This window comes from Streptomyces sp. NPDC088097 (assembly GCF_044741845.1).
Taxonomy (GTDB): domain Bacteria; phylum Actinomycetota; class Actinomycetes; order Streptomycetales; family Streptomycetaceae; genus Streptomyces.
The window spans coordinates 1-21,854 of the sequence record NZ_JBIUTJ010000004.1; the positions used below are offsets into that span (position 1 = coordinate 1).

The following is a 21,854-nucleotide window of genomic DNA, read 5'->3' on the forward strand; positions in this document are numbered from 1 at the left end:
CCGCCCCCCACCCCCGGGCCCCCCCCCACCCCCCGCCCCCGGGGGGCGTACACCCCCCCAAAAACCCCCCCCCCCGCCCCCCCCCCCCCCCGGCGCCCGCCCCCCCCCCCCCGGGGCGGGGGGGGGGCCCGGCCGGGGTGCCGACGGGTGGCCTCCGTGACACTCTGAAACGGGGGATGATCGCCGGCCTTGGCGTGCCAGACCGGCTCTGCCACCGAGGAGATCGACATGGCCGGCGACGCCGCCCGACCCCGAGCAGGCCACACCCATCCCAGCCCCACGCACGGGCCGACATCCGGTCGGACCCTCCTGGCGGCGACACTGATGATCATCGGTGGCGCGATGGCGATCTTCGAAGGGATCGCCGCCCTCACCAAGGACCGTCTCTTCGTCGTGACCCGCCACTACGTGTTCGAGTTCAACCTCACCGGCTGGGGCTGGATCCACCTGATCCTCGGCATCGGCCTCGTCGTCGCCGGCTGCGCCGTGCTCGGCGGGGCCCTGTGGGGTCGCTTCTTCGGGGTCGCCGTCGCTGGACTGGCAGCCATCGCCAACTTCCTGTGGCTGCCGTACTACCCCTGGTGGGCCCTGACCCTGATCGCCGTCAATCTCCTGGTCGTCTGGGCCCTGTGCACGGGCATGCACCACGAGGCGGACGCGGCCTCTGCCGCAGCCGCACGGCCGACCGTCTGACCGTCTGACCCACGGGCCGAGCGACCGAAGCCCGGGCCGACAAACCCGAAGGGCCGTTCCGGATCGCTCCGGAACGGCCCCTCCCCTCCCCCCGGCACCGGCGGCGCGTTACGCCACCGGCTGCTGCTGGGTGACGCAGTGGATCCCGCCGCCGCCGGTCCCGAGGCGGTCGATGTTGAGCTGCTCGATGACGCGGCCCGGGTAGAGGCGCGCCAGCGTGGCCTTGGCCGCGGTGTCGGCGCGGGTGTCCCCGAACTGGCCCGAGATCACCGCGCCGTTGCACAGGTAGTAGTTGGCGAACGAGGCGAGGAAGTCCGCGTTCCCCGAGCGGATCTTGTTGTAGTCGGGCCCTTGGAGCTGCTCGACGGACATGCGCGCCCCGCCGGCCGAGGTGGCCGCGGACAGGACCTGGTACTGCTTGCGCGCGTCTTTGGCGTAGACGTCGTTGTCCGAGGCCAACGGCATCTGGACGAGGGCCTTGCCGGGGGCGAGGAAGCGGGAGGTGGCGTCCACGTGGTCGTCGGTGATGTCCTGGCCGACCACGCCGTCGAACCAGATGACCTTGGAGGCGCCGTAGGCGGAGAGCATCGCGGACTCGATCTGCGCCTGCGACCGGTTGGGGTTGCGGTTCTTGTTCACCAGGCTGCTGCGGGTGGCCATGAGGGTGCCCGCGCCGTCCTGCTCGATGGCGCCGCCCTCGCCCACCAGTGCGGCGGAGGTGAACGGGACGCCGACGTAGGAGGCGATCCGTCCGGCGACCAGGGCGTCCTTGGCGTGGGTCTGCTTGTTGCCCCAGCCGTTGAAGTTCAGGCCGACCGCGTCGAGTCCGCCGGATCCGTCGGTACGGAAGACGGGCCCGGTGTCGCGCATCCAGCAGTCGTCGACGGGGATGGTGGCGACGACGGTGACGGTGGACCCGCACACCGAGCGCGCCTTGGCCGCGCTCGCGGAGTTGGCGCACATGTAGACCGGCTCGTACTTGGCCACGGTGCGGGCGATGAGCGCGATGTCCGACTGGACCCCGCTGAGCGTGCTGCCCCAAATGGACGTGCTGTCCGGCCAGGCCATCCAGGTACGGGTGTGCCGGACGTCCTCGATCGGTACGCGGAACGCACCCGCCGCCGCCGGACGCGCCACGGAGGCGGCACGGGCCCGCCCCTCGGTCGCCGCCAGCGCGGCCGCGGCGGCGGCGAGGCCCGCCGCCGTCAGGAAGCCGCGCCGGTCCATGCCCCCGCCTACGGGCCGTCTCACCACGTGATCGTTCATGGGATGGTTCCCTTCGATGATCCAACTCCCCGTCACCACAACGGGGTTGACCGGAAAGCTAAAACTGACCAAGCGCTCGGTCAATAGTTTCGACGAGGTCGTTCCGGACGGTCCGCGGGAGCGTTCCGTACGATCCGGGAAAACCGCAGGTGGCGTTCCCGAGGCCGGCTAGAGTGACGCCATGGCAGCTTCCACGAAGGATTCCGGGGACCGGGCCGTTCCCGCACGGGCCGGCCGGCCACGGGCCTCGGCGAAGGGCGAGCAGACGCGAGCGCGCCTGATCGCCGCCGCGCGGACCCTGCTCGCGGGCGAGATGAGCGAACGCTTCACCACCCGCAACGTCGCGGCCCTGTGCGGCGTTTCGCACGGGATGTGCCACTACCACTTCCAGGACCGCACCGACCTGGTCCTGGCGGTCATCGCCGACATCCGCCCCGAGTGGATCACGCCCCTGGAAGCGGCCGTGTCCGATCCCGGCACGTTCGCGCGGCGCGCCGAACGGGTGGTCGAGCTGCTCGCCCGCCCCGAGGGCGCCGAGCTGTCCCACCTCCATTCCGCCCTGCACTGGCAGGCGTTGAACGACGCCCGGGTCCGGGAGAGCCTGGAAGCCGAGTACCGGCGCTGGCGCGCCTGTTTCGTGGCCCTCTTCCAGGTCCTGGCCGACGAACGCGGCGGAGGGCTCGACCCGCGCCCGCTGGGACTGGCCGTGGCCGCGGCCGTGGACGGCCTGGCGGCCATGGACTCCCTCGGCGCGGACGGCGGTACGGGGCCGGTCCTGCGCACCCTGCTCCGTACGCTCGCCGCCGGGGCCTGAGCGACCCCGGCGACGACCGGCGCCGAGCCCGGCTTCTCGGACCGACCCCGACCGGTTCCGACCGCCGACCGCTCCGAGCCCGCCCGGGCGCTACAACGCCCTACGGGCCGCCGCGATGGCCTCCGGGTCCCACCCCGGGCGGGGTACCGACTCCAGGAGCAGCCGCGTGTAGGGGTGCCGGGGCGCGGCGAGCACCTCGGCCGTCGCGCCCGCCTCGACGATGCGGCCGTGACGCATGACGACGATCTCGTCGGTGACGCAGCGCACGACCCCGAGGTCGTGGGTGATGAAGAGGTAGCCGATCCCGGTCTCCTCCCTGATGTCGGCCAGCAGGTTGAGGATCTGTGCCTGGACGGAGACGTCGAGCGCGGCGACCGCCTCGTCCAGCACGAGGACGGACGGCTCGACCGCCAAGGCCCGTGCGATGGCGACGCGTTGGCGTTGCCCGCCGGAGAGCCGGCGCGGCAGGGCGTCGGCGGCCTGGTTGCCGAGGCCCACCTGTTCGAGCAACTCCCGTATCCGCACGGTGTGGTCGCGCCCGGGGAAGTGCAGGCGCAGCGTCTCGCGCAGGGCCGCCTCGACGCTGGTGCGCGGATCGAGGGAGAGGTACGGGTCCTGGAAGACCATCTGGACCTCGCGGGCGCGGGCCAGGCGCCGCGCGCGGCCGCGGCCCTCGCCCCGCGCGGTCCGGTCGCGACCGCCGACCAGGACCTCGCCGCCGTCGGCGCGTTCGAGGCCGACGATGATCCGGGCCGTCGTGGTCTTGCCGGAACCGGACTCCCCCACGATGCCGAGCGAGCCGCCCTCGGGGAGGACGAAGGAGACGTCGTCCACGGCGCGCACGGCTCCGTAGGAGCGGCTGAGCCCCCTGACCTCCAGTACGTTATCGGGCATCGACGGCGCTCCCTTCGAGCCGGTCGCTGTGGTGGCAGGCGGCCAGGTGGCCCGGCCTGCCGGGGGCGGCCGCCGGCAGCGGGACCTTCTGGTCGCAGACTTCCGTGGCCAGCGGACAACGAGCCGCGAAGGCGCAGCCGTGCAGCGCGCGGCGCAGGTCCGGCGGCTGGCCGGCGATGGCGGCGAGCCGGCCGCGCGGCCCGTCCATCCGTGGGGTGGAGGCCAGCAGGGCGGCCGTGTAGGGGTGGCGGGGAGCCGCGAACAGGGCCTCGGCGGGCCCGCTCTCGGCGATCCGGCCGGCGTACATGACGTAGACGCGGTCGCTGATGGCGGCGGCCAGGTCGAGGTCGTGGGTGACGAAGAGCAGGCCGGTGCCGAAGCGTGCGCGGAGGCCGGCGAGCAGGGCGATGACCTCGGCCTGGGAGGTGACGTCCAGGGCGGTGGTGGGCTCGTCGGCGAGGAGGAGCGCGGGGTCCCCCATGAGGGCCGCCGCGATCACCACCCGCTGGAGCATGCCGCCGGAGACCTGTCCGGGGTACTTGCGCAGGACGGACCCGTCCAGGCCCACCGCCTGGAGGAGTTCGCCGGCCCGCTCGGTCGCCTGGGACCGCGTCATGGCCTTGGTCAGCGTGACGCTCTCGGTGAGGAAGTCCCCGATGCGGCGCAGCGGGTTGACGGCGGCGCGGGGGTCCTGGAAGACCATGGCGGCGCCTCCGGCGCGCAGGCCGCGCAACCGGTCGTCGGTCATGGTGAGGACGTCCTCACCGCCGACCTTCACGCTTCCCTCGACGACGGCTCCGGGCGGCAGCAGGCGCAGCGCGCTGCGCGAGGTGATGCTCTTGCCCGATCCGGATTCGCCGACGAGGGCGACGGTCTCGCCGGGGGCGACGGTGAGGTCGACGCCGTCGAGGACGGGGCGGGCGGTGCCGGGGAGGGTGATGCGCAGCCCTTGGATGTCGAGCGTGTGCGTCGGCGGCGGGGTCGTCGACGGCGTCGATGCGGTCGGGTTCATCGGTCCCTCCTGGCGACACGGTCGGCCCAGCGTTCGCCGACGACGTTGAAGGCGACCACGGTCAGCACGATGAAGACGCAGGGCAGGATCGCGGACAGCGGGTAGCCGTGTTGGATGGCGGTCTGTCCGTCGAAGACCATGCGGCCCCAGTCGGGGGTGAGGGCGGGAACGCCGAGCCCGAGGAACGACAGTCCCGCGAGGTCCATCAGCGCGTAGCCGAAGTTGATCGTGGACTGGGCGAGGACGACGGGAGCGATGTTGGGCAGGATGTGGCGCAGGCAGATCTGGAGCGCCGAGTGGCCTTGGACCTGGTAGGCGCTGACGTACGGGCGGGCCCGTTCGGCCAGGACCAGGGAGCGGGTGAGGCGGCTGACGTAGGGCAGGTAGGCCACGGCCAGCGCGATGACCGGGGCGATCAGCCCTTCGCCGTACACCGAGATGATCAGGATGGCGAGCAGCATGCCCGGGAAGGCGAAGACCAGTTCCGTGCTGCGGGACAGGACGGAGTCGATCCAGCCGCCCCGCCAGGCCGCCGCCATGCCGACGGCAATCCCTGCGACGGTGGAGAAGGCGACGACGCCGAGCGGGCCGAGCAGGGAGGTCCGCGCGCCGAGGAGCAGCCGGGAGAGGGTGTCGCGGCCGGCGGCGTCCACGCCGAACGGGTGCGCGGCGGAGGGTGCGGCGAGGGCGTCGCCGAGGTCGACGGCGTTGGGGTCGTGGGGGGCCAGCCAGGGGGCGAACAGGGCGGCGAACACGACCAGGCCGACCAGGGTGAGGCAGGCGAGGTGGAGCGGGGAGCCGGCCGCGCGGATCCGGGAGAGGCCGGGGCGGCGGGTGAGGACGGTGGTCATGTGGCGCTCCCCCTCGTTCCGAGGGTGACCCGGGGGTCGACCAGGGGTAGTAGCAGGTCCACGATCAGGTTCACGATCATGAAGAGGGCGACGATGATCAGGGAGATCGCCTGGACGGTCGGGAAGTCCTTGGTGGTGGTGGACAGTTCGAGGAGCTGACCGATGCCGCCGATGCTGAAGGCGGTCTCGACCAGGATGGTGCACACCAGCAGCGTGGAGACGATGAGGCCGCCGGTGGTCAGGACGGTGCCGAGCGAATTGCGGAAGACGTGGCGGCGGATGACCTGGCGTTCGGGGACGCCCCGGCTGCGGGCGACCGTCACGTGTTCGCTGTCGAGGGCTTCGAGCATGGCGGAGCGGGTGACCCGCGCCAGCATGCCGATCAGGTAGAGGGCCAGCGCGACGGCGGGGAGCGTGAGGTGCCAGAGCATGTCCCCGAGGCCGCCGTCGCCCGCGCCGCTGCTGGGGAACCAGCCGAGCTTGACGGCGAAGAGACCTTGGAGCAGGACCGCCGCGACGAAGGACGGGGTTCCGACGGCGAACGTGGTGGTGACGAGGATCGTGGAGTCGGTGGCACCGCCGCGGACGGCGGCGACGCGGCCGAGGAGCAGACCGACGGCGACGACCACGACGAGCGACATCGCGATCAGGGCCAGGGTGATCGGCAGGCGGTCCGCGAGCAGGCGCGAGACGTCGGTGCGGTAGGTGATCGACCGTCCGAAGTCCCCGTGCAGCACGTCACCGAGCCAGCGGAGGTACCGGACGAGGAAGGGGTCGTCCAGGTGGTACTGGGCGTTGATCGAGGCGAGTGCCTCCGGGGAGGCCGAGCGGCCGGCGAGCAGGAAGCTCGCCGGGTTGCCCGGTGCCAGGTACATGGCCCCGAAGACCACGAACGAGGCGGCGAGGAGGGTGGCGATCATCTCCGCCACCCGCCGTGCCGCGAATCTGACGAAATTCACCGCACGGCCCCCACGTCGGCCGCCCACGGGTAGTACATGTACGAGATCGTGGTGGGGGCCCCGGTGATCCGCTTGTTCATGAACAGCGCGGTGGGCCACTCGGCGACGGGGATCCACAGCAGTTGTTCGGAGGCCTTCCGCTGGAGCTTCGCGGCGATCTCCATCCGCTGCTCGGCCGGGTAGACGCCGCCGGCCTGCTCGACGAGCCGGTCGTACTCGGGGTCGCTGTAGCCGGCGAAGTTCATGTACGCGCCGGTCTTGAAGTTCGTCAGCAGGTCGAGCGGATCGGTGATCGAGTCGTAGTAGGTCAGCGGGAACATGTCGATGCCCTCGCGCGCCTGCGGGTCGGTGAACAGGGCGGTGAAGGCGTTCGGGGCGATCGTCTTCAACCGGATGTCGAGACCGATCCGGGTGCCGGCGGCCTGGACGGCCGTGGCGAGGAGGGAGACGTCCTGGCCGATGGAACTGGTGGCCACGGTCAGCGTCTTGCCGCCCGCGCCGGCCTCCTTGACCAGGGCCTTGGCCTTCTCGATGTCCTGCCCGCTGGGGGGCAGGCCCTCGAAGGCGCTCTTACGGGTGCCCTCGGGGGCGGCGGCCCAAGCGGCGCGGGTGGTGAGGGAGTTGGTGGTGGTCCCGGCCCCGCCGAGTCCGGCCTTCACGAATCCTGAGCGGTCCAGCGCCAGGGACAGGGCCTGGCGCACGCGCAGGTCACCGAGGGGGCCCTGCATGTTGGTGACGTTGAGGTTGACCGTGCTCAGGCCCTCACCGAAGTAGAGGGTGCCCGCGCCGCTGCCGCTCAGGCGGGCGTAGCTCTCGGTGGGGATCAGGTAGCCGCCGTCGACCTCCCCGCTGAGCAGGGCGTTCGTCCGCGCGGAGGGGTCGGTCAGGACCCGGAAGACGGTCTTCTTCGCCTTGGCCTTGGTGCCCCAGTACCCGTCGAAGCGGTCCAGCTCGATCGACTGGCCCTTGTTCCACGTGCCGAGTTGGAAGGGGCCGGTACAGCCGAGGCCGCCGGTGGTGCCGTAGTCCTTGCCGGCCGCCTCGACGGCGGCCTTGGAGGCGACCACTCCGGCGGCGGTGGCCATGTACTGGGGGAATTGCGAGTCGGGCTTGTTGAGCTTGACGGTGACCTGGAGCGGGCCGCTCTTGTCGATCGAGGCGACGTTCTGGAACACCTGCGCCCAGGCGGCGGCGTTGTCGGGGTTGCGCTGCCGGTCGAGGCTGAAGACCACGTCGTCGGCGGTCATCTCCTTGCCGTCGTGGAAGCGCACTCCGGGCCGCAGGTCGTAGACCCAGGTGGTGGGGTCGGGGTTGGAGGCCTGCCGGGCGAGGCCGGGTTCCGTCGTCAGGCCCGGGGTCCAGCGCATCAGGCTCTCGCACACGTTGGACAGGACGGTGTTCTGCGGGTAGTCGAAGGCCACCGTGTAGTCGAGGGTGGGCGGCTCGGCGTAGACGGCCCAGGTGAAGGAGTCGATCTCGCCGCGGGCCTGCGGGGTGGAGGCCGACAGCTTGACGTCGGTGACGCCGCCGGCGTCGTCCTTCGGCGGCCCGGAGCAGGCCGCGAGGAGGGCGAAGGAGGTCAGGGCGGCGGTCGCGGTCGCGCCGAGGAAGGTGCGCCGACCGCGCCGGGAGCGGGAGGCTCCGCCGGTACGGGCTGGGGAGGTGGTCATCGTCGCGCTCTCTGTTCCGTGAGGGATGCGGGGGAGGAGCGGGCGGCCCGCCGGGGCGGTCCGCCGGGAGCGGCCGGTTTCCCGGTCAGGCGGTGGTGCGCACGGCCGGGACCTGCTGGGTGATGCAGTGGACCCCGCCGCCGCCGAAGGCGATGGCGAGCGCCCGCACCCCGACGACCTTGCGGCCCGGGTAGGCGGTGGCGATCACAGCGAGGGCTTCGTCGTCCTGGGGCACTCCCGCGACCGGGACGACCACGCCGCCGTTGGCGACGTAGTAGTTGAGGTAGGACACCTCGACCTCGCCGTCGCCGAGATCGGTGAAGGCCGTCTGCGGCACCTCGATGATCTCCAGCCGTCGGCCGCGGGCGTCGGTGGTGGCCTCCAGCACGGCCCGGTTGGCGCGCATCCGGGCGTGGTCGGGGTGGGCCGGATCGGCGGGCAGGGAGATGACGACGGTGCCCGGCGCGGCGAAGGCGGCGACCCCGTCGACGTGTCCGTCGGTCTCGGTGTCGAGCAGGCCGCCGTACGGGAGCCAGATGACCTTGGTGACCCCGAGCCGGGACTTCAGCTCGGCCTCGATCTCGTCCCGGGTCATGCCGGGGTTGCGGTTGGGGTGCAGGAGGCACTGCTCGGTGGTGATCAGCGTCCCCTCGCCGTCCACGGTGATCGCCCCGCCTTCGAGGATCATCTCGGAGGGGATGCGGTCCACCCCGAGGTGCTCCAGGAGGAGGCCGCTGATCCGGTCGTCGGCGTCGAACGGCTGGTGCTTGCCGCCCCAGGCGTTGAAGCGGAAGTCCACTCCGGCGCGGTTGCCGTCCCCGTCGAGGACGAAGAGCGGGGCGGAGTCGCGGAACCAGGAGTCGTCCAGCGGCAGCTCGACGACCGCGACGTCCTCGCCGCACAGCGCGCGGGCGTCCTCGCCGAATCCGGGCGGGGCGACCATCGTGACGGGCTCGAACGCGGCGATGGCGCGGGCGACGTTCGCGTACTCCTCCTTCACCTCGGCGAGCACGCTCCCCCACAGGTCCTCGCGGGTGGGCCAGGCCATCAGGCAGCCGTCGTGCTCGGTCCACTCGGCGGGCATACGGAATTCAGTCATCAGGTGTCTCATTTCTTACGTGGGTGGAGTCTCCACCCGACTGAAAATTCAGTCAAGAGCGGATGCGTGACGAAGGCGGTGCGTGTTGGCGATCATGCCCTTCGGCCCGATGCCGCGGGTGCCGCGGACGGCGACCTTGCGACGGCGGGTGTTCATGACGCCGGGGGCACCCGACTCGGCCGCGGCGCGACTGACGAGGGCCACGGAGAGGTCCGCGGGCGCCGCGCCGTGGGACCCGAAGGGCCGTCGGCCGGCCCCGCGCAACCGATCGCGATCCGCTCACCACCGATCGGTACCAGACCCACCTCGCCCTCACCGTGCGGATCGAACCGCACCGAAGACCCCGCCGGCACACACAACCGCATCCCGTACGCCGCCGCCCGATCGAAATCCAACCGCGGATTCGCCTCGAAGAAATGGAAGTGCGAGGTCACGCTCACGGGGACCGGCGCCGTGTTGCGGACGGCCAGGGTCACGACCCGGTCCGGCACGGTCGCGGTGTCCGGGCCGGGCAGGACGGCGCCCGGCGCGAAGTCGTCGCCCCCGCGCGGACCGAAGGGGTCGCTGATGGCGGCCAGGCGGCTGCCGTCCTCGAAGACGGCTTCGACGTGGATCTCGGTGACGATGTCCACGACGCCGGGAAGCACGTCGTCCGGGCCGAGGACGGTACGGCCGCGGTCGAGGGCTTCGGCCAGGCGCAGGCCGTCGCGGGCCGCCTCGCACACCGTGTCGGCGATCAACGCGGTCGCCTCCGGCACGTTGAGCGGCAGGCCCCGCGCGTGGCGGGCACGCGCCTGTTCGGCGGCGGTGAACAGCAGCCGTCGGTCACGTTCGGTGGGAGTCAGGGGCATGACGTCGCCCGGCTGTCCCGCCCGGCGTAGGCGCCGGTCGAAACCATCATGGTGATTCCTTCCTCCGGAAGGCGGGCGAGGGGCGGCCGGGGCCGGGGGGCGCCGTCCGGATGCGTGGTGCGCGAGGCGGTGGCCGAGGCCGGTGAAACGATGGGGGACGCCTCAAGAGGAGCGTCGAGGAGTGGTGCGGCCGGGCACGGGCCCGTGAGGTGGGGGCCGGCCGGCGGTCCGAAGGGGCGGGAAGCTCGGTCCGCCCTGCTCGGAATCCTCACTCTGGCATTGACTGAAAATTCAGTCAAGAGGCTGAACAGTGCTGGTCCCGGAAGGATCCGGCGAGTGACACGGGAATGACGCGGCAGCCCAGCGCGGTAGGGAACGCGGTCGGGAGGAAGTCGCGCGGCGGGGAAAGGACACCACGTCCGGGCAGGGGGAAGCGCTCCGCGCCGGGACCGCCTCGGCGGCCCCGGTCCGGCGTACGTCAGCTCCGGACGAGCCCCGCCAGCTCGGCGTCGACGGCGCCCCGCATCAGCTCGCGGGCGTGGCCGATCTGAATGCCGCCGCTGAGCCAGCGCATGCTCAGGCCCTCCAGCAGGGCGGTGAGCCGCTCGGCCGCGGCGGCGAGCGCGGAGGCCGGCGCCATCGGCTGCACCTGACCCAGCAGCGCGGCCACCTCCTGGACCCACACCAGGGTCGCCCGCGCCAGATCCTCGCGCAGGACCTCGTCGAAGACCGCGCTCGCCCGCAGCTCACCCCAGGCGGAGCTGTTCTCGCGTACGTCCACGCTGTCCTGGAGTTCGAGCAGGAGGGTCTCCTCCAGCTCCTCGCGCGCGGTCAGCGGCGGATCGTCGGGGTCCCGGTCGGTGGTGTAGCGCTCGGCGCGGTCGTTGATGAACTCCAGCGTCTGGCGCAGGACCCCCGTACGGTCCTTGAAGTGGTAGTAGATCAGGGCGGTGGAAACACCGGCCTCTGCCGCGAGTTCCTCCACGCGCAGCCCGCGCACGCCGCGCCGGGCGATCACCCGCGCGGCGGCTTCGAGGATCTGAGTACTACGAGACGCCATGGTCCGCACCTTACCGGGGTGATCCCCCACCTGGGTAAGCGGCCCGTCACCGGGAGCGCTGTCGTCGCGGGCCCCGCCACCAGGGACGTCGGACGGCACGGGGGCCGCCCCAGCGGTCGGATACCTCCGCCGGGGCGGCGCGGCCATCAGGCGGCCGGCGGCACGGCCGGGTGCGACTGGGTGGCGCAGTGGATGCCACCGCCGCCGGAGGCGATGCCGTCGATGGCGAGTTGCTCCACCCGGTGGTCGGGGTAGGCGGCCTGGAGGATGGCGCGGGCCACCTCGTCGGCGCGGTCGTCGCCGAACTGCGGTGCGATCACGGCGCCGTTCGCCGTGTAGTAGTTGGTGTAGCTGGACAGGAACTCGTTGCCCCGGCCGCGGATCTGGCGCCGGTCCGGTCCGGGCAGCTCGGTGACGGCCAGGCTGCGGCCCTGCGCGTCGGTGGCGCTCGCCAAGGCCCGCTTGGTCTCCTCGTAGACGGCCACCCACTTCTTGTCCGCGCCGGGACCGGGCTTGTCGAGGATGACGCGGCCGGGCGAGACGAACCGGGCCAGGCAGTCGATGTGGCAGTCGGTGATGTCCTGACCGGCCAGGCCCGGGACCCAGATGACCTTGTCGATGCCGAGCGCCGTCTTCAGGGCCTGTTCGACCTGGCCCTGACTCATGCCCGGGTTCCGGTTGGCGTTCACCAACGAGCTGACCGTGGCCAGCAGGGTCCCCTCGCCGTCGGTCTCCAGCGAGCCTCCCTCGCCGACGAAGCCCGCCCTGATCCGGGTCACCTCGTGCTCGGCGAGGAGGGTGCGGGCGGCCTGCGCGTCGTTGGCGAAGGGCTGGGAGTACGGGGTACCGGCCTTGCCCCAGCCGTTGAAGTTGGTGTCCACACCGGCGATGGCGCCCGGGGCGACGACGAAGGTGGGCCCGAAGTCCCGGATCCAGAGGTCGTCGTTGGGGATGTCGAGGACGTCGATGCCGTGATAGGCGCCGCGCCCGCACTGGTAGCGGGCGTCGGCGAGCTGGTCGGGGCGGGCCAGCATCACGACGGGCTCGTAGCGCGATATCGCGTGCGCCACTTCGGCGATGTCCTTGCGTACCGCCGCGAGGCCGCTGTCCCACACCGACGAGAGGGCAGGCCAGGCCATGTACGTACGGACGTGCCGGTCGGTCTCGGCGGGGATGCGGAGCGTCCCGGAACCGTCCTGCGCGGCCGAGGCCGTCTGCATGAGGGACGGGAGGGCGGCGCCGAGGGCCGCGAGCGGCACGGCCGCCGCGCCGAACTGGAGGATCCGGCGGCGGGAGGTGCGGGGGTTGGTATCCATGGTGACTCCCTGATGAGGAGGGGCGGGATGAACGGCATCCTCGCCCTAACTGAAAATTCAGTCAACCTTTTGGCTCATCGTCACCGAGGGTGTCGAGTCGGTTCCGCTTGCCGGGATCAGCTCCGGCGGAAGTGGTCGACGGTGATCGTGACGGACCCGCCCGCGGTGGCCTCGACGAGTCGCACGATCGCGATTTCACGCTGGTCAGGGCTCCGCACGCAGAAGGGCCGCTCCTTGGCGAGCGCCTTGTAGGGCAGGGTCGCCGCGGGCCGGCTCTCGATCCCCCGGGCGCAGTCCTCCGGGGTCAGCTCTCCGGTTCCGTCGGCGACGAAGGCGTCTGACTCCTCGGACGGCAGGAACCCGTCGGCGCCGTGCGCGAGGTACCAACCGGCGGTCTCGACGGGGGCCACCTTCCCGGTGCGGAGGTCGAACTCGTAACCGGAATCAGGCGCGGTCAGCTCGGCCTGCGGATATCCGGGGACGTACGAGGCGGCCGTCGGCCGGGGCGCCGGGGCCGTGGGCTCCGCGTCGGGGGCGCCCGTCCCCTCGTCCTCGGTGAAGCCGAACCAGTAGGCGGCCCCGCCGCAGGCCAACAGCGCGACGACGGCCAGGGCGACCACCGACCGCCGCCCCTCGCGGCGCCGACCCCGACGCACCGGGACGGGCTGCGACGGCGGAACGGGCTGCGACGGCGGGGCGGGGGCCGCCGCCACGGGGGCCGCCGGGGTCGGGTCCCACGGCACCGTTGCGGGCGGACCGCCGCCGGGGTACGCGGGGGCGGCCATCGTCGCCCGGAGGTGATCCGGAACGGACGGCCCCGACGGGACGCCTCCCCCGAACGGCGCGCCTCCCCCGGGCCCCGCGCCGCCCCCGGCGCCCCCGGCGCCCCCGCCCGCCCCGACCTCGTCCAGCACGGGCCGGGGCAACCAGCCGGCGGTGAATTCCGGGCTCGACCCCACGAGCGGGTGCGCCCGGACGGCCGCGATCAGCTCGCCGGTCGTGGGACGGTCCTCCGGGCTCTTGGCCAGGCACCACGACACCAGGTCGTGCAGCTCGTGCGGGATCCCGCCGAGGTCCGGCTGCTCGTGGACCACCCGGTACAGGGAGCCGGACTCCGGCCCGTTCCCGAAGGGCGGAGCGCCGCTCGCCACGTACCCGGCGAGCGCCCCGAGCGCGAAGACGTCGGTCGCCGGCGCCACCGGACGCCCCAGCGCCTGCTCCGGCGCCATGAACGCGGCGGTGCCGATCCGCAGACCCGTACCGGTGAGGGCGGCGGCGTCGGCGGCCCGCGCGATGCCGAAGTCGATCACCCGCGGCCCGTCCTCCGCGATCAGCACGTTGGCCGGCTTGAGGTCCCGGTGGACGACGCCCGCCCGATGGATCGCCTGGAGGGCCTCCGCGATGCCCGCGACGAGGAGCAGCACCGTCCGGACCGGCAGCGGACCGTGCCGCCCGACGACCTGGTGCAGCGAGGGTCCGGGCACGTAGGCCGTGGCGAGCCACGGAGTGTGGTCGTCCTCACCGGAGTCGACCACCTGCGCCGTGAACAGGCCGTGGATCCTGCGTGCGCTGGCCACCTCCTGGGCGAAGCGCTCGCGGAACTCGGGGTCCGCCGCGAACTCCCTGCGGACGGCCTTCAGCGCGATGGGACGTCCCCCGGGCGTGTACGCCAGGTAGACCACCCCCATGCCGCCGGCGCCGAGCCGGGCGTGGAGGCGGTAGCCGCCGATCTCGTGGGGGTCGTCGGCGGACAGGGCCGTACGGGAGGACAGTGCGCCGGGAAGCGGAGGGAACATGCGGAGGCTCTTTCAACGATGCGGCGGACGGCGGGGCGCGGGCGGCGAGGGAAGGGGCGTGGGCGGGCGCCCGGGGGCGCGGAAGGCAATGACCTGGGGCGCATCGTGCCGCTAACTAAAGTTTCAGTCAATGTGTGACAATGCGAGACGCACACCGCCAGGACGGAGGATCACGCAGTGTCGGATCGCAGGAGGGCCATCCTGGAGGGCGCCGCCCGCGTCATCGCGCGACGCGGGGTCCGCGGGCTGCGGGTGGGCGAACTGGCTGCCGAGGCAGGGGTGTCGACGGCCCTGATCTACTACCACTTCAAGGACCGGACCGGCATCCTGCGGCACGCCCTGGCCTTCATCGGCGACCGGGCCGACCGCTACACGGGCACCGCTCCCGGCGCCGGCCCCGGCGCTGACACCGGGACGGCGGACGCGGACCCCCGGCGACTGCTGGAGCGCACCCTGCTGCTCGAATTCCAGGATCTGCCCGAGGTGCGCGAGAACAGCACGGCCTGGGGAGAGCTGCGGGCCCACGCGGTCTTCGACCCGGAACTGCGCGAGGACCTCACCGCCGCCGGCGCGGCCTGGGTGGAGGAGGTGGCCGGCTTGCTGGGCACCCTGCGCCCGGCCGCACCGGCCGCCGCGGTGACCGCCGCGGCCGAGCGCCTGACCGCTCTCCTGGAGGGGCTGAGCGGCCGCTGGCTGAGCGGTCTGGCGCCGCTGGAGCACGCCCGCGAGCTGATGCGCGGGGCGATCGGAGTGGAGATCGGGCGTCTTGCTTCCCTCGCTTCGCAAAATTGACTGAATTTCCAGTCAGTGCCACAGTGGACGAACTCGGCCGCACCGCTTACCTGTGCGTACCGCCCTTTACCGGTGCATAGCGCGCACCCTTTACATAGGGCCCGGCCCGTAGTCCCTGCCACGCCTCCCGTGCCCCCACCGGCCGGACACCCCGCGCCGCCGGCACACGATCGGAGTCTCCCCGTGTCGTTCACTCCCCCCACCCGCCGGACCGTTCTGCGCACCCTCGCCGGTTTCGGCGCGGCCGTCTTCGGCGCCGCGGCCTGCGGGCCCGCCGAGTCCGGTGCGCAGCCCGGTGCCACCCCCCAGCCGTCCGGAGCGGGCGGGAAGCGCCGGTTCGGCGCCGAGTGGGACAGCCACACCCGTACCTTCATGTCCTGGCCGGCCCTGGCCTCGGTCTGGGAGCGGGACCTGCCCTACGTGCGCGAGGACATCACGCGGATCGCACGCGCCGTCGCCGGGTACGAAGAGGTGGTCATGATGGCCCGGCCCGAGCAGGTGGACGCGGCCCAGCGGGCCTGCGGCTCCCAGGTCGAGGTCATCCCGATGGCCGTGGACGACCTGTGGGCCCGCGACACCGTCCCCGTGTTCATCGAGGAGGGCGGCAAGCTCGCCGGCGTCGACTTCAACTTCAGCGGCTGGGGCAACAAGCAGGAGCACGCGAACGACGCCCAGATCGGGCGCAAGCTGCTCCAGAAGTACGGGATCCCCCGGATCCAGGCCCCGCTCGTCGCCGAGGGCGGTTCCTTCGAGACCGACGGCGAAGGCACCCTGATGGTCACCGAGAGCTCGATCGTCAACGACAACCGCAATCGGGGGAAGTCCCGCGACACGATCGAGGCCGAGCTCAAGCGGACCCTCGGGGTCGAGAAGGTCATCTGGCTGGCCGGGGTGCGCGGCGAGGACATCACCGACGCGCACGTGGACAGCCTCGTACGGTTCACCGCCCCCGGTGTGGTGCTGCTCGACCGCGCCCACCCCGGCACCCCGCCGGACTCCTGGTCCCGCTCGGCCGACCAGGCGAAGTCCGTCCTGTCGAAGGCCACGGACGCCCGGGGCCGCCGCTTCGAGATCATCGACCTGCCGCAGCCCGACCTGAACAGGATCACGGGCGAGGGCGACGACTTCGTCTCCACGTACGCGAACTTCTACGTGGCCAACGACTCGGTGTTCATGCCCCAGTTCGGGGACCGCGCGGCGGACGACCGGGCCCGCGGCATCCTGCGGGAGCACTTCCCCAAGCGGGAGGTCGTCCCGGTGAAGATCGACACCATCGCCTCGGGCGGCGGCGGCATCCACTGCTCGACCCACGACCAGCCCGGCAAGCCCGCGGCCTGACCCGCCCCGCGACCACGATCCGCCCCCGCACCACCGGAGCCACCGTGTCCACGTCCCGTCGCACGTCACCGCCCGCACGCCGCGTACCGGCGCTGCCGGCCCTGGTCCTGATCGCCATCGTGGCGGCGGTCGCCGTGGGAGCGTGGCTCCAGTTCGGGGAACGCCAGGCGTTGGACACGGTGTACACGGCGGGGCGGTCAGACCGGGACCGCGTCGACGTCGACGCGACGATCCAGCGCGTCGACGCCGCCGGCCGGGAGATGACCCTGCGGGTCCTGGTCACGCCCCGGGGGGCGCTGGCCGAGGCCGGCGGGGTCTCCCCCGTCGAGGACCTCACCCTCCAGACCTCGACCGCCACCCGGGGCGACCTGACCTTCAAGGCACACCAGCGCATCTCGACCCTGGACGTGCCGGTCGCCCTGACGGGCGGCTCGATCACGGACTACCCGTTCGATGCCTACGGGGCGGACGTGGAGTTCGGCGCGGTGCTCGGCGGCGAGAAGGTCCCGGTCCGGGTCACGCTCTCCAACAACGACGTCCTCTTCTCGGCGACGGTCGACGCCTCGACGACGCAGGGCGTCGCCGCCCTCGACATCGGACTGACCCGTTCCAACAGCGTCCTCGTCTTCGCGATCTTCATGATGCTCGCCATGTGGGCGCTCGCCGTCTCGGTCCTGATCGGCGGCTGGTACCTGGTCACCCGCCGCAAGGGGCTCACCTGGCCCGCGCTCGGCTGGATGGCCGCCACCCTCTTCGCCCTGGCCGCCTTCCGCAACACGGCCCCGGGCGCGCCGCCCATCGGCTGCCTGCTCGACTACATCGCCTTCCTCTGGGCGGAGACGGTCATCGCGTTCTGCCTGGTGACGGTGGCCGTCGCCGGCATCCGCGCCGAGCCCCCGCTCCCCTCCGACGAGCGCACCCCCGAGCGCTCCCCCACGGATCCGCCCACCCACCGGGCCCCGTGACCCACCTCACGAGAACGACCGGAGGGGCCGTTTCAGATTGCTCTGAAACGGCCCCTCGATTCACGACTCTTTCGAGTCGGGACGACAGGATTTGAACCTGCGACCCCTTGACCCCCAGTCAAGTGCGCTACCAAGCTGCGCCACGTCCCGATGCCGGTTGACCTGGGGTTTTCCCTGTCCCAACCGGCACGAGAACAATACCGCACTTCCAGGGGTGGTCGCGCGCACCTTTTCCGGTTCGGAAGGAGGGGAGCCGAGGAAGCCGAGGTGAGCCGAGGGATCCGACCGGCGCCCGAGGGCGGTGCTTGACCTCAAGTCCGGTTGAGGTCGCATCGTTGCGGCATGACACAGGCAACCGCGGACACCGGGTTCCGCCACGAAGATCTGGGTCGGCTGATCGCGCTCATGACAGGGGCCGAAAAGCACGGACCCGCCGCCCACTCCACCCTCGACGTGCTGTGGGTGCTCTACGACCGGGTGCTCCGGGTCGGGCCGGAAACGAGGGACGATCCGGGCCGGGACCGGTTCCTGCTCTCCAAGGGGCACGGGCCGATGGCCTACTACGCCGTGCTCGCCGCCAAGGGCTTCTTCCCCGTCGACTGGCTCTCCGGGTTCGGCGCCTACGACTCCCCCCTCGGCCACCACCCCGACCGCGTCCTCGTCCCCGGGGTGGAAATCGCCAGCGGCTCGCTCGGGCACGGGCTGCCGCTCGCCGTGGGCAGCGCACTCGGACTGCGGGCGCAGGGCCTGGACGAGCCGGCCGTGTGGGCGCTGATCGGGGACGCGGAGCTGGACGAGGGAAGCAATCACGAGGCGATCGCCTACGCGGGCTCGGCGGGACTGGAGCGGCTCCACACGGTGGTGATCGACAACGACTCGGCCACCCACGGCTGGCCCGGCGGGATCGCCTCCCGCTTCGAGGCGGCCGGCTGGTCGGCGGTGACGGTCGACGGACGCGACCACGCGGCCCTGCACGCCGCCTTCACCACACCGCACCCGGGCCGACCGCTCGCCGTCGTCGCCCGCGTCGAGAAGAAGAACTGAACGCGTCACACCCTCGGGAGGGGAAAGATCATGGACACCATGCGGGAGCGGTTCGTCTCGGTGACCTCGCGGCTGCTCGACGACGACCCCCGGCTGGCCCTCGTGCTCGCCGAAATCACCATGGACGCGTTCCGTCCGGCCGAGCGGCGGCACCCGGACCGGGTGATCAACGTCGGGATCCGCGAACAACTGCTCGTCGGCGTCGGCGGCGGGCTGGCCCTGACGGGGCTGCGGCCCGTCCTGCACACCTTCGCGAGCTTCCTCGTGGAGCGGCCCTTCGAGCAGCTCAAGCTGGACTTCGGGCACCAGGGCACGGGCGGCGTGCTGGTCAGCGCCGCCGCCAGCCACGACTGGCCGGCCGGCGGGTTCACCCACATGGCGCCCGGTGACGTGGCCCTGCTGGACACCCTCGACGGCTGGACCGTGCACGTCCCCGGCCACCCCGACGAGGCCGAGGCGCTGTTGCGGCACGCCTACGCCGCCGGGGACGACCGGGTCTACGTCCGGCTCTCCGAGCAGTCGAACCGCGCGGCCCGTCCCCCGGAGGCGGTGGGCGACCTGCGCCTGCAGACCCTGCGGGAGGGCCGCGGGGGCGTGGTGGTGGCCGTCGGCCCCCTGCTCGACCACGTGCTCGCCGCGACGGAGGGCCTGGACGTCACCGTGCTCTACGCGTCCACCGTGCGCCCCTTCGACGACGCGGGCCTGCGCGCCGCCGTCGGGCGGGCCGGGGCCGATGTGGTCCTGGTCGAGCCGTACCTCGCCGGCACCTCGTCCACGGCCGCCGCCCACGCCCTGGTCGACGTGCCGCACCGGGTCCTGGGCCTGGGTGTCGGGCGGGCCGAGCTGCGCCGCTACGGCACGATCGACGAGCACACCGCCGCCCACGGCCTGGACGCCGGCTCCCTGCGGCGGCGGATCACGGCCTTCCTGCGCTGACCTCCCGGGGCCGCGCGGGCCGACCGGCCGCCGTCAGTGCGCGCCGCCCACCTCCGGGTGGGCGGCGGCCAGGCGTCGGGGAGCCACTTGTCTCCAGGAGTCGGCCAGGATCGCCCCCAGCTCGGTGGTGTCCGCCACCGCCACGAGGCGGACCCGGATCCAGGCGTAGTGCTCGTCGTGGCCCGCCCGCAGGAAGAACTTCTCCGGCTCGGCGGCGATCAGCGCGGCCCGCTCCTCCTTGGGGCACTTCACCCCGATCACGGTGTCGTCGTCCGCGAGCGAGGCGAAGATCTTGCCCCCGACCCGGAAGGTCGGCATGCCCCAGGCGAGCTTCTCGCCGCTGTCCGGGAGCGAGAGCGCGATCGTCCGCACGTCCTGTGCCGTCGTGGCCATGGTCCCGGCCCCTCTCCGCGCGCCGTGGGTGGTCCTCGCCCCCGACGGTAGACCCCGCCACCGACAGTCGGCCGGCTCCGCGCCGGCGCCGGCTCAGCCGCGCCGGTCCTCCCGGGCGTGCAGGACCTCCACCAGTTCCGCCGCCAGCTCCTTGACGGTGGCCAGGCCCGCCGTGCCCCAACGCCTCGGCACCACGTCCGCGGCGCACACCGTGCCCAGCACGATGCCCCGCCGGTCCGTGAGCGGGGCACCGAGGTAGGAGCGCACTCCGCTCTCGTCCACGACGGCGTTGCCCGCGAAGCGCGCGAAGTCCCGTACGTCCTCCAGGACCAGCGCCCTCCTGCGGACCACCACGTGCGGGCAGTACCCGTGGTCGCGGGGCAGCACCCGGGCCGGATAGCCGCCGGGAGCCGCGTCCGGGGCGTGGTGCAGGCCCGCGAAGAACTGCCGTTCCTCTCCTACGAAGTTGACTCCCGCGTGCGGGGCCCCCAGGGTCCGCGCCACCTTCCGAGCGAAGGAGTCGAGTTCCGCGTCGAAGCGTTCCCCGAGGCCCATCTCCCGCAGCCGAACGGCCCGTTCCGGGGCCTCCCGGTCCACGGGGGTGAGCAGCAGATGGCCGGTGGACTCGTGGTACGTCATGGTGTTCCCCCAGTGTGGACGGTGCGCGGCGTGGTCAGCGGGCCTTTCGGGGCGCGGTCAGCAGGTGGTGCACGAGGGCGGCGAGGGTGCCCGTGGCGGATCCGGTCAGCCGCGCGTCGCAGCGCAGGACCGGCAGCTCCGGCCCGAGGCCCAGCGCCGCGCGGACCTCGTCGGAGGTGTAGCGGTGGGCGCCGTCGAACTCGTTGACGGCGACGACGAAGCCGATCCCGCGCCGCTCGAAGAAGTCCACGGCGGGGAAGCAGTCGGCGAGGCGGCGGGTGTCGCAGAGCACGACCGCACCCAGCGCCCCCGCGCACAACTCCTCCCACAGGAACCAGAAGCGCTGTTGCCCGGGCGTGCCGAAGAGGTAGAGGACGTGTCGGTCGTCGAGGGTGATCCGGCCGAAGTCCAGCGCGACCGTCGTCGTCGTCTTCGACTCCACGCCGTCGAGCGGGTCGGCGAACTCCCCCGCATCGCTGAGCATTTCCTCGGTGGACAGCGGTTCGATCTCGCTCACCGCACCCACGAAGGTGGTCTTCCCCGCCCCGAACCCGCCCGCGACCAGGATCTTCAGGGTCGCGGGCGGGGCCGGTGCGGCCTCACAGCCTTCGGCGTAGACCATCGAGCACCGCCCGGAGCAGGGTGTGGTCGTCGGCGGCGAACGAGGAGCCCGGTCCGGGGAGGTCCGGGAAGCGGGGCGCTCGCGCCATGACGGCCCCGTACTCCATCAGGTCGGACAGCAGCACCTTCACCACCGCGGCAGGGAGGCGCAGTTGCCCGGCCAGCTCGGCGACGGTCACCGCGGCCGCCCCGGCGCACAGCCGCAGCGCGAGGGTGTGTTCGGCGCCGAGCGGGACCCGTGGACGGACCCCGGTGGCGGTCATCACGGAGAGCAGGTCGAGGGCGACGGCCGGCCGGGTGCGCCCGCCGCAGGCCGTGTACGGCCGCATCACCCGGCCCGCCGTGTCGTCGAGCCAGGGCGTGTCGCGCACGGTCGTGCCGGGTCCGCGCGTCCCCCTCGCGGGGGCCCTCATCGCCCCGCGTCGGCGCCGGGCCGCCTCGGCGGGGCCGCCAGGTACGGCCGTACGCTCTTGACCAGCATCGCCATCTCGTAGCCGAGCACGCCCGCGTCGGCCTCCCGGTCGGCCAGGACGGCCAGGCAGGTGCCGGAGCCGGCCGCCGAGACGAACAACAGGGCGGAGTCCAGTTCCACGACGACCTGACGGACCTCGGCCCCGTCCGCGAAGCGGGATCCGGCGCTGCGGCCGAGCGAGTACAGGCCGGAGGCCAGCGCGGCCATGTGGTCGGCGCTGTCGGCGTCCAGGCCGTGGACGCAGCTGACGAGCCCGTCCGCGGTGAGCAGCACGGCGCTGCGCGTGTACGGCACCCGTTGGACCAGGCCGCCGAGCAGCCAGTCGAGGTCCGAGAGGCTGCCTGTCTTCGTCGCCGTTTCGCCGACCATGGGG

23 protein-coding genes and 1 tRNA gene are annotated in these 21,854 nt (G+C 72.7%); 7 read left to right on the forward strand and 17 right to left on the reverse strand.

The annotated features are described in order from the left end of the window. Positions 1-228 precede the first annotated feature (228 nt). Entirely contained in the window at positions 229-693 is a 465-nt protein-coding gene (locus tag ACIOD1_RS14075; RefSeq protein ID WP_401902364.1) for a hypothetical protein, read from the forward strand. Positions 694-801: 108 nt separating this feature from the next. On the opposite strand, the gene ACIOD1_RS14080 is transcribed toward ACIOD1_RS14075, so the two are convergent. Then, entirely contained in the window at positions 802-1,959 is a 1,158-nt protein-coding gene (locus ACIOD1_RS14080) for an agmatine/peptidylarginine deiminase (protein WP_401902366.1), read from the reverse strand. A 181-nt stretch (positions 1,960-2,140) separates the two neighbouring features. Here ACIOD1_RS14080 and ACIOD1_RS14085 point away from each other — a divergent pair, with 181 nt between their 5' ends. After that, positions 2,141-2,773: a TetR/AcrR family transcriptional regulator gene (locus ACIOD1_RS14085; RefSeq protein ID WP_401902368.1), complete on the forward strand. Its 633-nt coding sequence runs from the start codon at positions 2,141-2,143 to the stop codon at positions 2,771-2,773. A gap of 90 nt (positions 2,774-2,863) precedes the next feature. Here the strand turns inward: ACIOD1_RS14085 and ACIOD1_RS14090 are convergent, their stop codons facing one another. From ACIOD1_RS14090 to ACIOD1_RS14135, 10 genes are all read right to left on the reverse strand, one after another. Further along, a complete protein-coding gene (locus tag ACIOD1_RS14090) occupies positions 2,864-3,667 on the reverse strand; it encodes an ABC transporter ATP-binding protein (protein ID WP_401902370.1) in 804 nt (267 codons plus the stop codon). After that, positions 3,657-4,679, reverse strand: a complete 1,023-nt coding sequence (locus tag ACIOD1_RS14095; RefSeq protein WP_401902371.1) for an ABC transporter ATP-binding protein — start codon at positions 4,677-4,679, stop codon at positions 3,657-3,659. Before ACIOD1_RS14095 ends, ACIOD1_RS14090 begins: the two co-directional genes overlap by 11 nt. Next, positions 4,676-5,530, reverse strand: a complete 855-nt coding sequence (locus ACIOD1_RS14100) for an ABC transporter permease (protein WP_365619957.1) — start codon at positions 5,528-5,530, stop codon at positions 4,676-4,678. The genes ACIOD1_RS14095 and ACIOD1_RS14100 overlap by 4 nt, the downstream gene beginning before the upstream one ends. Continuing rightward, positions 5,527-6,489, reverse strand: coding sequence for an ABC transporter permease (locus tag ACIOD1_RS14105; RefSeq protein ID WP_401902373.1), 963 nt, complete (start codon positions 6,487-6,489; stop codon positions 5,527-5,529). Before ACIOD1_RS14105 ends, ACIOD1_RS14100 begins: the two co-directional genes overlap by 4 nt. After that, the gene (locus tag ACIOD1_RS14110; protein WP_401902375.1) at positions 6,486-8,159 is read right to left on the reverse strand and encodes an ABC transporter substrate-binding protein; all 1,674 of its coding nucleotides are present in this window, start codon (positions 8,157-8,159) and stop codon (positions 6,486-6,488) included. The genes ACIOD1_RS14105 and ACIOD1_RS14110 overlap by 4 nt, the downstream gene beginning before the upstream one ends. A gap of 85 nt (positions 8,160-8,244) precedes the next feature. Continuing rightward, complete coding sequence (locus ACIOD1_RS14115) at positions 8,245-9,258, reverse strand: agmatine deiminase family protein (protein ID WP_365619966.1); 1,014 nt, start codon at positions 9,256-9,258, stop codon at positions 8,245-8,247. A gap of 152 nt (positions 9,259-9,410) precedes the next feature. Beyond that, the gene (gene ureA, locus ACIOD1_RS14120; protein ID WP_365619969.1) at positions 9,411-10,109 is read right to left on the reverse strand and encodes an urease subunit gamma; all 699 of its coding nucleotides are present in this window, start codon (positions 10,107-10,109) and stop codon (positions 9,411-9,413) included. 478 nt (positions 10,110-10,587) lie between these two features. Further along, positions 10,588-11,169 carry a helix-turn-helix domain-containing protein gene (locus ACIOD1_RS14125; RefSeq protein WP_365619972.1) on the reverse strand — a complete coding sequence of 194 codons (582 nt, stop codon included), beginning with the start codon at positions 11,167-11,169 and terminating at the stop codon, positions 10,588-10,590. Positions 11,170-11,315: 146 nt separating this feature from the next. Then, positions 11,316-12,485, reverse strand: coding sequence for an agmatine deiminase family protein (locus tag ACIOD1_RS14130; RefSeq protein ID WP_365619975.1), 1,170 nt, complete (start codon positions 12,483-12,485; stop codon positions 11,316-11,318). Between the two features lie 116 nt (positions 12,486-12,601). Continuing rightward, complete coding sequence (locus ACIOD1_RS14135; RefSeq protein WP_401902378.1) at positions 12,602-14,281, reverse strand: serine/threonine-protein kinase; 1,680 nt, start codon at positions 14,279-14,281, stop codon at positions 12,602-12,604. 177 nt (positions 14,282-14,458) lie between these two features. Here ACIOD1_RS14135 and ACIOD1_RS14140 point away from each other — a divergent pair, with 177 nt between their 5' ends. From ACIOD1_RS14140 to ACIOD1_RS14150, 3 genes are all read left to right on the forward strand, one after another. Continuing rightward, on the forward strand, positions 14,459-15,073 hold the full coding sequence (locus ACIOD1_RS14140) for a TetR/AcrR family transcriptional regulator (protein ID WP_401902380.1): 615 nt from the start codon (positions 14,459-14,461) through the stop codon (positions 15,071-15,073). Between the two features lie 183 nt (positions 15,074-15,256). Then, on the forward strand, positions 15,257-16,411 hold the full coding sequence (locus ACIOD1_RS14145; RefSeq protein ID WP_365619984.1) for an agmatine deiminase family protein: 1,155 nt from the start codon (positions 15,257-15,259) through the stop codon (positions 16,409-16,411). A gap of 44 nt (positions 16,412-16,455) precedes the next feature. Then, positions 16,456-17,376, forward strand: coding sequence for a DUF4436 domain-containing protein (locus tag ACIOD1_RS14150; protein WP_401902382.1), 921 nt, complete (start codon positions 16,456-16,458; stop codon positions 17,374-17,376). A 76-nt stretch (positions 17,377-17,452) separates the two neighbouring features. On the opposite strand, the gene ACIOD1_RS14155 is transcribed toward ACIOD1_RS14150, so the two are convergent. Beyond that, a tRNA-Pro gene (locus ACIOD1_RS14155) sits at positions 17,453-17,526 on the reverse strand. A 192-nt stretch (positions 17,527-17,718) separates the two neighbouring features. On the opposite strand from ACIOD1_RS14155, the gene ACIOD1_RS14160 reads away from it, so the two are divergent. Then, positions 17,719-18,420 carry a transketolase gene (locus tag ACIOD1_RS14160; RefSeq protein ID WP_365619990.1) on the forward strand — a complete coding sequence of 234 codons (702 nt, stop codon included), beginning with the start codon at positions 17,719-17,721 and terminating at the stop codon, positions 18,418-18,420. 30 nt (positions 18,421-18,450) lie between these two features. Beyond that, entirely contained in the window at positions 18,451-19,356 is a 906-nt protein-coding gene (locus tag ACIOD1_RS14165) for a transketolase family protein (protein ID WP_401902384.1), read from the forward strand. A 33-nt stretch (positions 19,357-19,389) separates the two neighbouring features. On the opposite strand, the gene ACIOD1_RS14170 is transcribed toward ACIOD1_RS14165, so the two are convergent. The 5 genes from ACIOD1_RS14170 to ACIOD1_RS14190 form a co-directional block, all read right to left on the reverse strand. Then, positions 19,390-19,749: an MmcQ/YjbR family DNA-binding protein gene (locus ACIOD1_RS14170; RefSeq protein WP_401902386.1), complete on the reverse strand. Its 360-nt coding sequence runs from the start codon at positions 19,747-19,749 to the stop codon at positions 19,390-19,392. A gap of 93 nt (positions 19,750-19,842) precedes the next feature. After that, on the reverse strand, positions 19,843-20,388 hold the full coding sequence (locus ACIOD1_RS14175; protein WP_401902388.1) for a GAF domain-containing protein: 546 nt from the start codon (positions 20,386-20,388) through the stop codon (positions 19,843-19,845). A gap of 34 nt (positions 20,389-20,422) precedes the next feature. Then, entirely contained in the window at positions 20,423-21,010 is a 588-nt protein-coding gene (locus tag ACIOD1_RS14180) for an ATP/GTP-binding protein (protein WP_365620002.1), read from the reverse strand. After that, the gene (locus ACIOD1_RS14185; RefSeq protein ID WP_401902390.1) at positions 20,988-21,422 is read right to left on the reverse strand and encodes a DUF742 domain-containing protein; all 435 of its coding nucleotides are present in this window, start codon (positions 21,420-21,422) and stop codon (positions 20,988-20,990) included. The genes ACIOD1_RS14180 and ACIOD1_RS14185 overlap by 23 nt, the downstream gene beginning before the upstream one ends. Further along, positions 21,419-21,850 (reverse strand): roadblock/LC7 domain-containing protein, encoded by a 432-nt coding sequence (locus ACIOD1_RS14190; RefSeq protein ID WP_365620068.1) that lies wholly within the window; start codon positions 21,848-21,850, stop codon positions 21,419-21,421. The genes ACIOD1_RS14185 and ACIOD1_RS14190 overlap by 4 nt, the downstream gene beginning before the upstream one ends. Positions 21,851-21,854 lie beyond the last annotated feature (4 nt).

What these genes read in the sequence shown, in the direction of transcription:
- ACIOD1_RS14075 (WP_401902364.1), top strand. Translation starts at nt 229, where the DNA reads ATGGCCGGCGACGCCGCCCGACCCCGAGCAGGCCACACCCATCCCAGC.
- ACIOD1_RS14080 (WP_401902366.1), bottom strand. Translation starts at nt 1,959, where the DNA reads ATGAACGATCACGTGGTGAGACGGCCCGTAGGCGGGGGCATGGACCGG.
- ACIOD1_RS14085 (WP_401902368.1), top strand. Translation starts at nt 2,141, where the DNA reads ATGGCAGCTTCCACGAAGGATTCCGGGGACCGGGCCGTTCCCGCACGG.
- ACIOD1_RS14090 (WP_401902370.1), bottom strand. Translation starts at nt 3,667, where the DNA reads ATGCCCGATAACGTACTGGAGGTCAGGGGGCTCAGCCGCTCCTACGGA.
- ACIOD1_RS14095 (WP_401902371.1), bottom strand. Translation starts at nt 4,679, where the DNA reads ATGAACCCGACCGCATCGACGCCGTCGACGACCCCGCCGCCGACGCAC.
- ACIOD1_RS14100 (WP_365619957.1), bottom strand. Translation starts at nt 5,530, where the DNA reads ATGACCACCGTCCTCACCCGCCGCCCCGGCCTCTCCCGGATCCGCGCG.
- ACIOD1_RS14110 (WP_401902375.1), bottom strand. Translation starts at nt 8,159, where the DNA reads ATGACCACCTCCCCAGCCCGTACCGGCGGAGCCTCCCGCTCCCGGCGC.
- ACIOD1_RS14115 (WP_365619966.1), bottom strand. Translation starts at nt 9,258, where the DNA reads ATGACTGAATTCCGTATGCCCGCCGAGTGGACCGAGCACGACGGCTGC.
- ureA (WP_365619969.1), bottom strand. Translation starts at nt 10,109, where the DNA reads ATGCCCCTGACTCCCACCGAACGTGACCGACGGCTGCTGTTCACCGCC.
- ACIOD1_RS14125 (WP_365619972.1), bottom strand. Translation starts at nt 11,169, where the DNA reads ATGGCGTCTCGTAGTACTCAGATCCTCGAAGCCGCCGCGCGGGTGATC.
- ACIOD1_RS14130 (WP_365619975.1), bottom strand. Translation starts at nt 12,485, where the DNA reads ATGGATACCAACCCCCGCACCTCCCGCCGCCGGATCCTCCAGTTCGGC.
- ACIOD1_RS14135 (WP_401902378.1), bottom strand. Translation starts at nt 14,281, where the DNA reads ATGTTCCCTCCGCTTCCCGGCGCACTGTCCTCCCGTACGGCCCTGTCC.
- ACIOD1_RS14160 (WP_365619990.1), top strand. Translation starts at nt 17,719, where the DNA reads ATGACACAGGCAACCGCGGACACCGGGTTCCGCCACGAAGATCTGGGT.
- ACIOD1_RS14165 (WP_401902384.1), top strand. Translation starts at nt 18,451, where the DNA reads ATGGACACCATGCGGGAGCGGTTCGTCTCGGTGACCTCGCGGCTGCTC.
- ACIOD1_RS14170 (WP_401902386.1), bottom strand. Translation starts at nt 19,749, where the DNA reads ATGGCCACGACGGCACAGGACGTGCGGACGATCGCGCTCTCGCTCCCG.
- ACIOD1_RS14175 (WP_401902388.1), bottom strand. Translation starts at nt 20,388, where the DNA reads ATGACGTACCACGAGTCCACCGGCCATCTGCTGCTCACCCCCGTGGAC.
- ACIOD1_RS14180 (WP_365620002.1), bottom strand. Translation starts at nt 21,010, where the DNA reads ATGGTCTACGCCGAAGGCTGTGAGGCCGCACCGGCCCCGCCCGCGACC.
- ACIOD1_RS14185 (WP_401902390.1), bottom strand. Translation starts at nt 21,422, where the DNA reads ATGAGGGCCCCCGCGAGGGGGACGCGCGGACCCGGCACGACCGTGCGC.
- ACIOD1_RS14190 (WP_365620068.1), bottom strand. Translation starts at nt 21,850, where the DNA reads ATGGTCGGCGAAACGGCGACGAAGACAGGCAGCCTCTCGGACCTCGAC.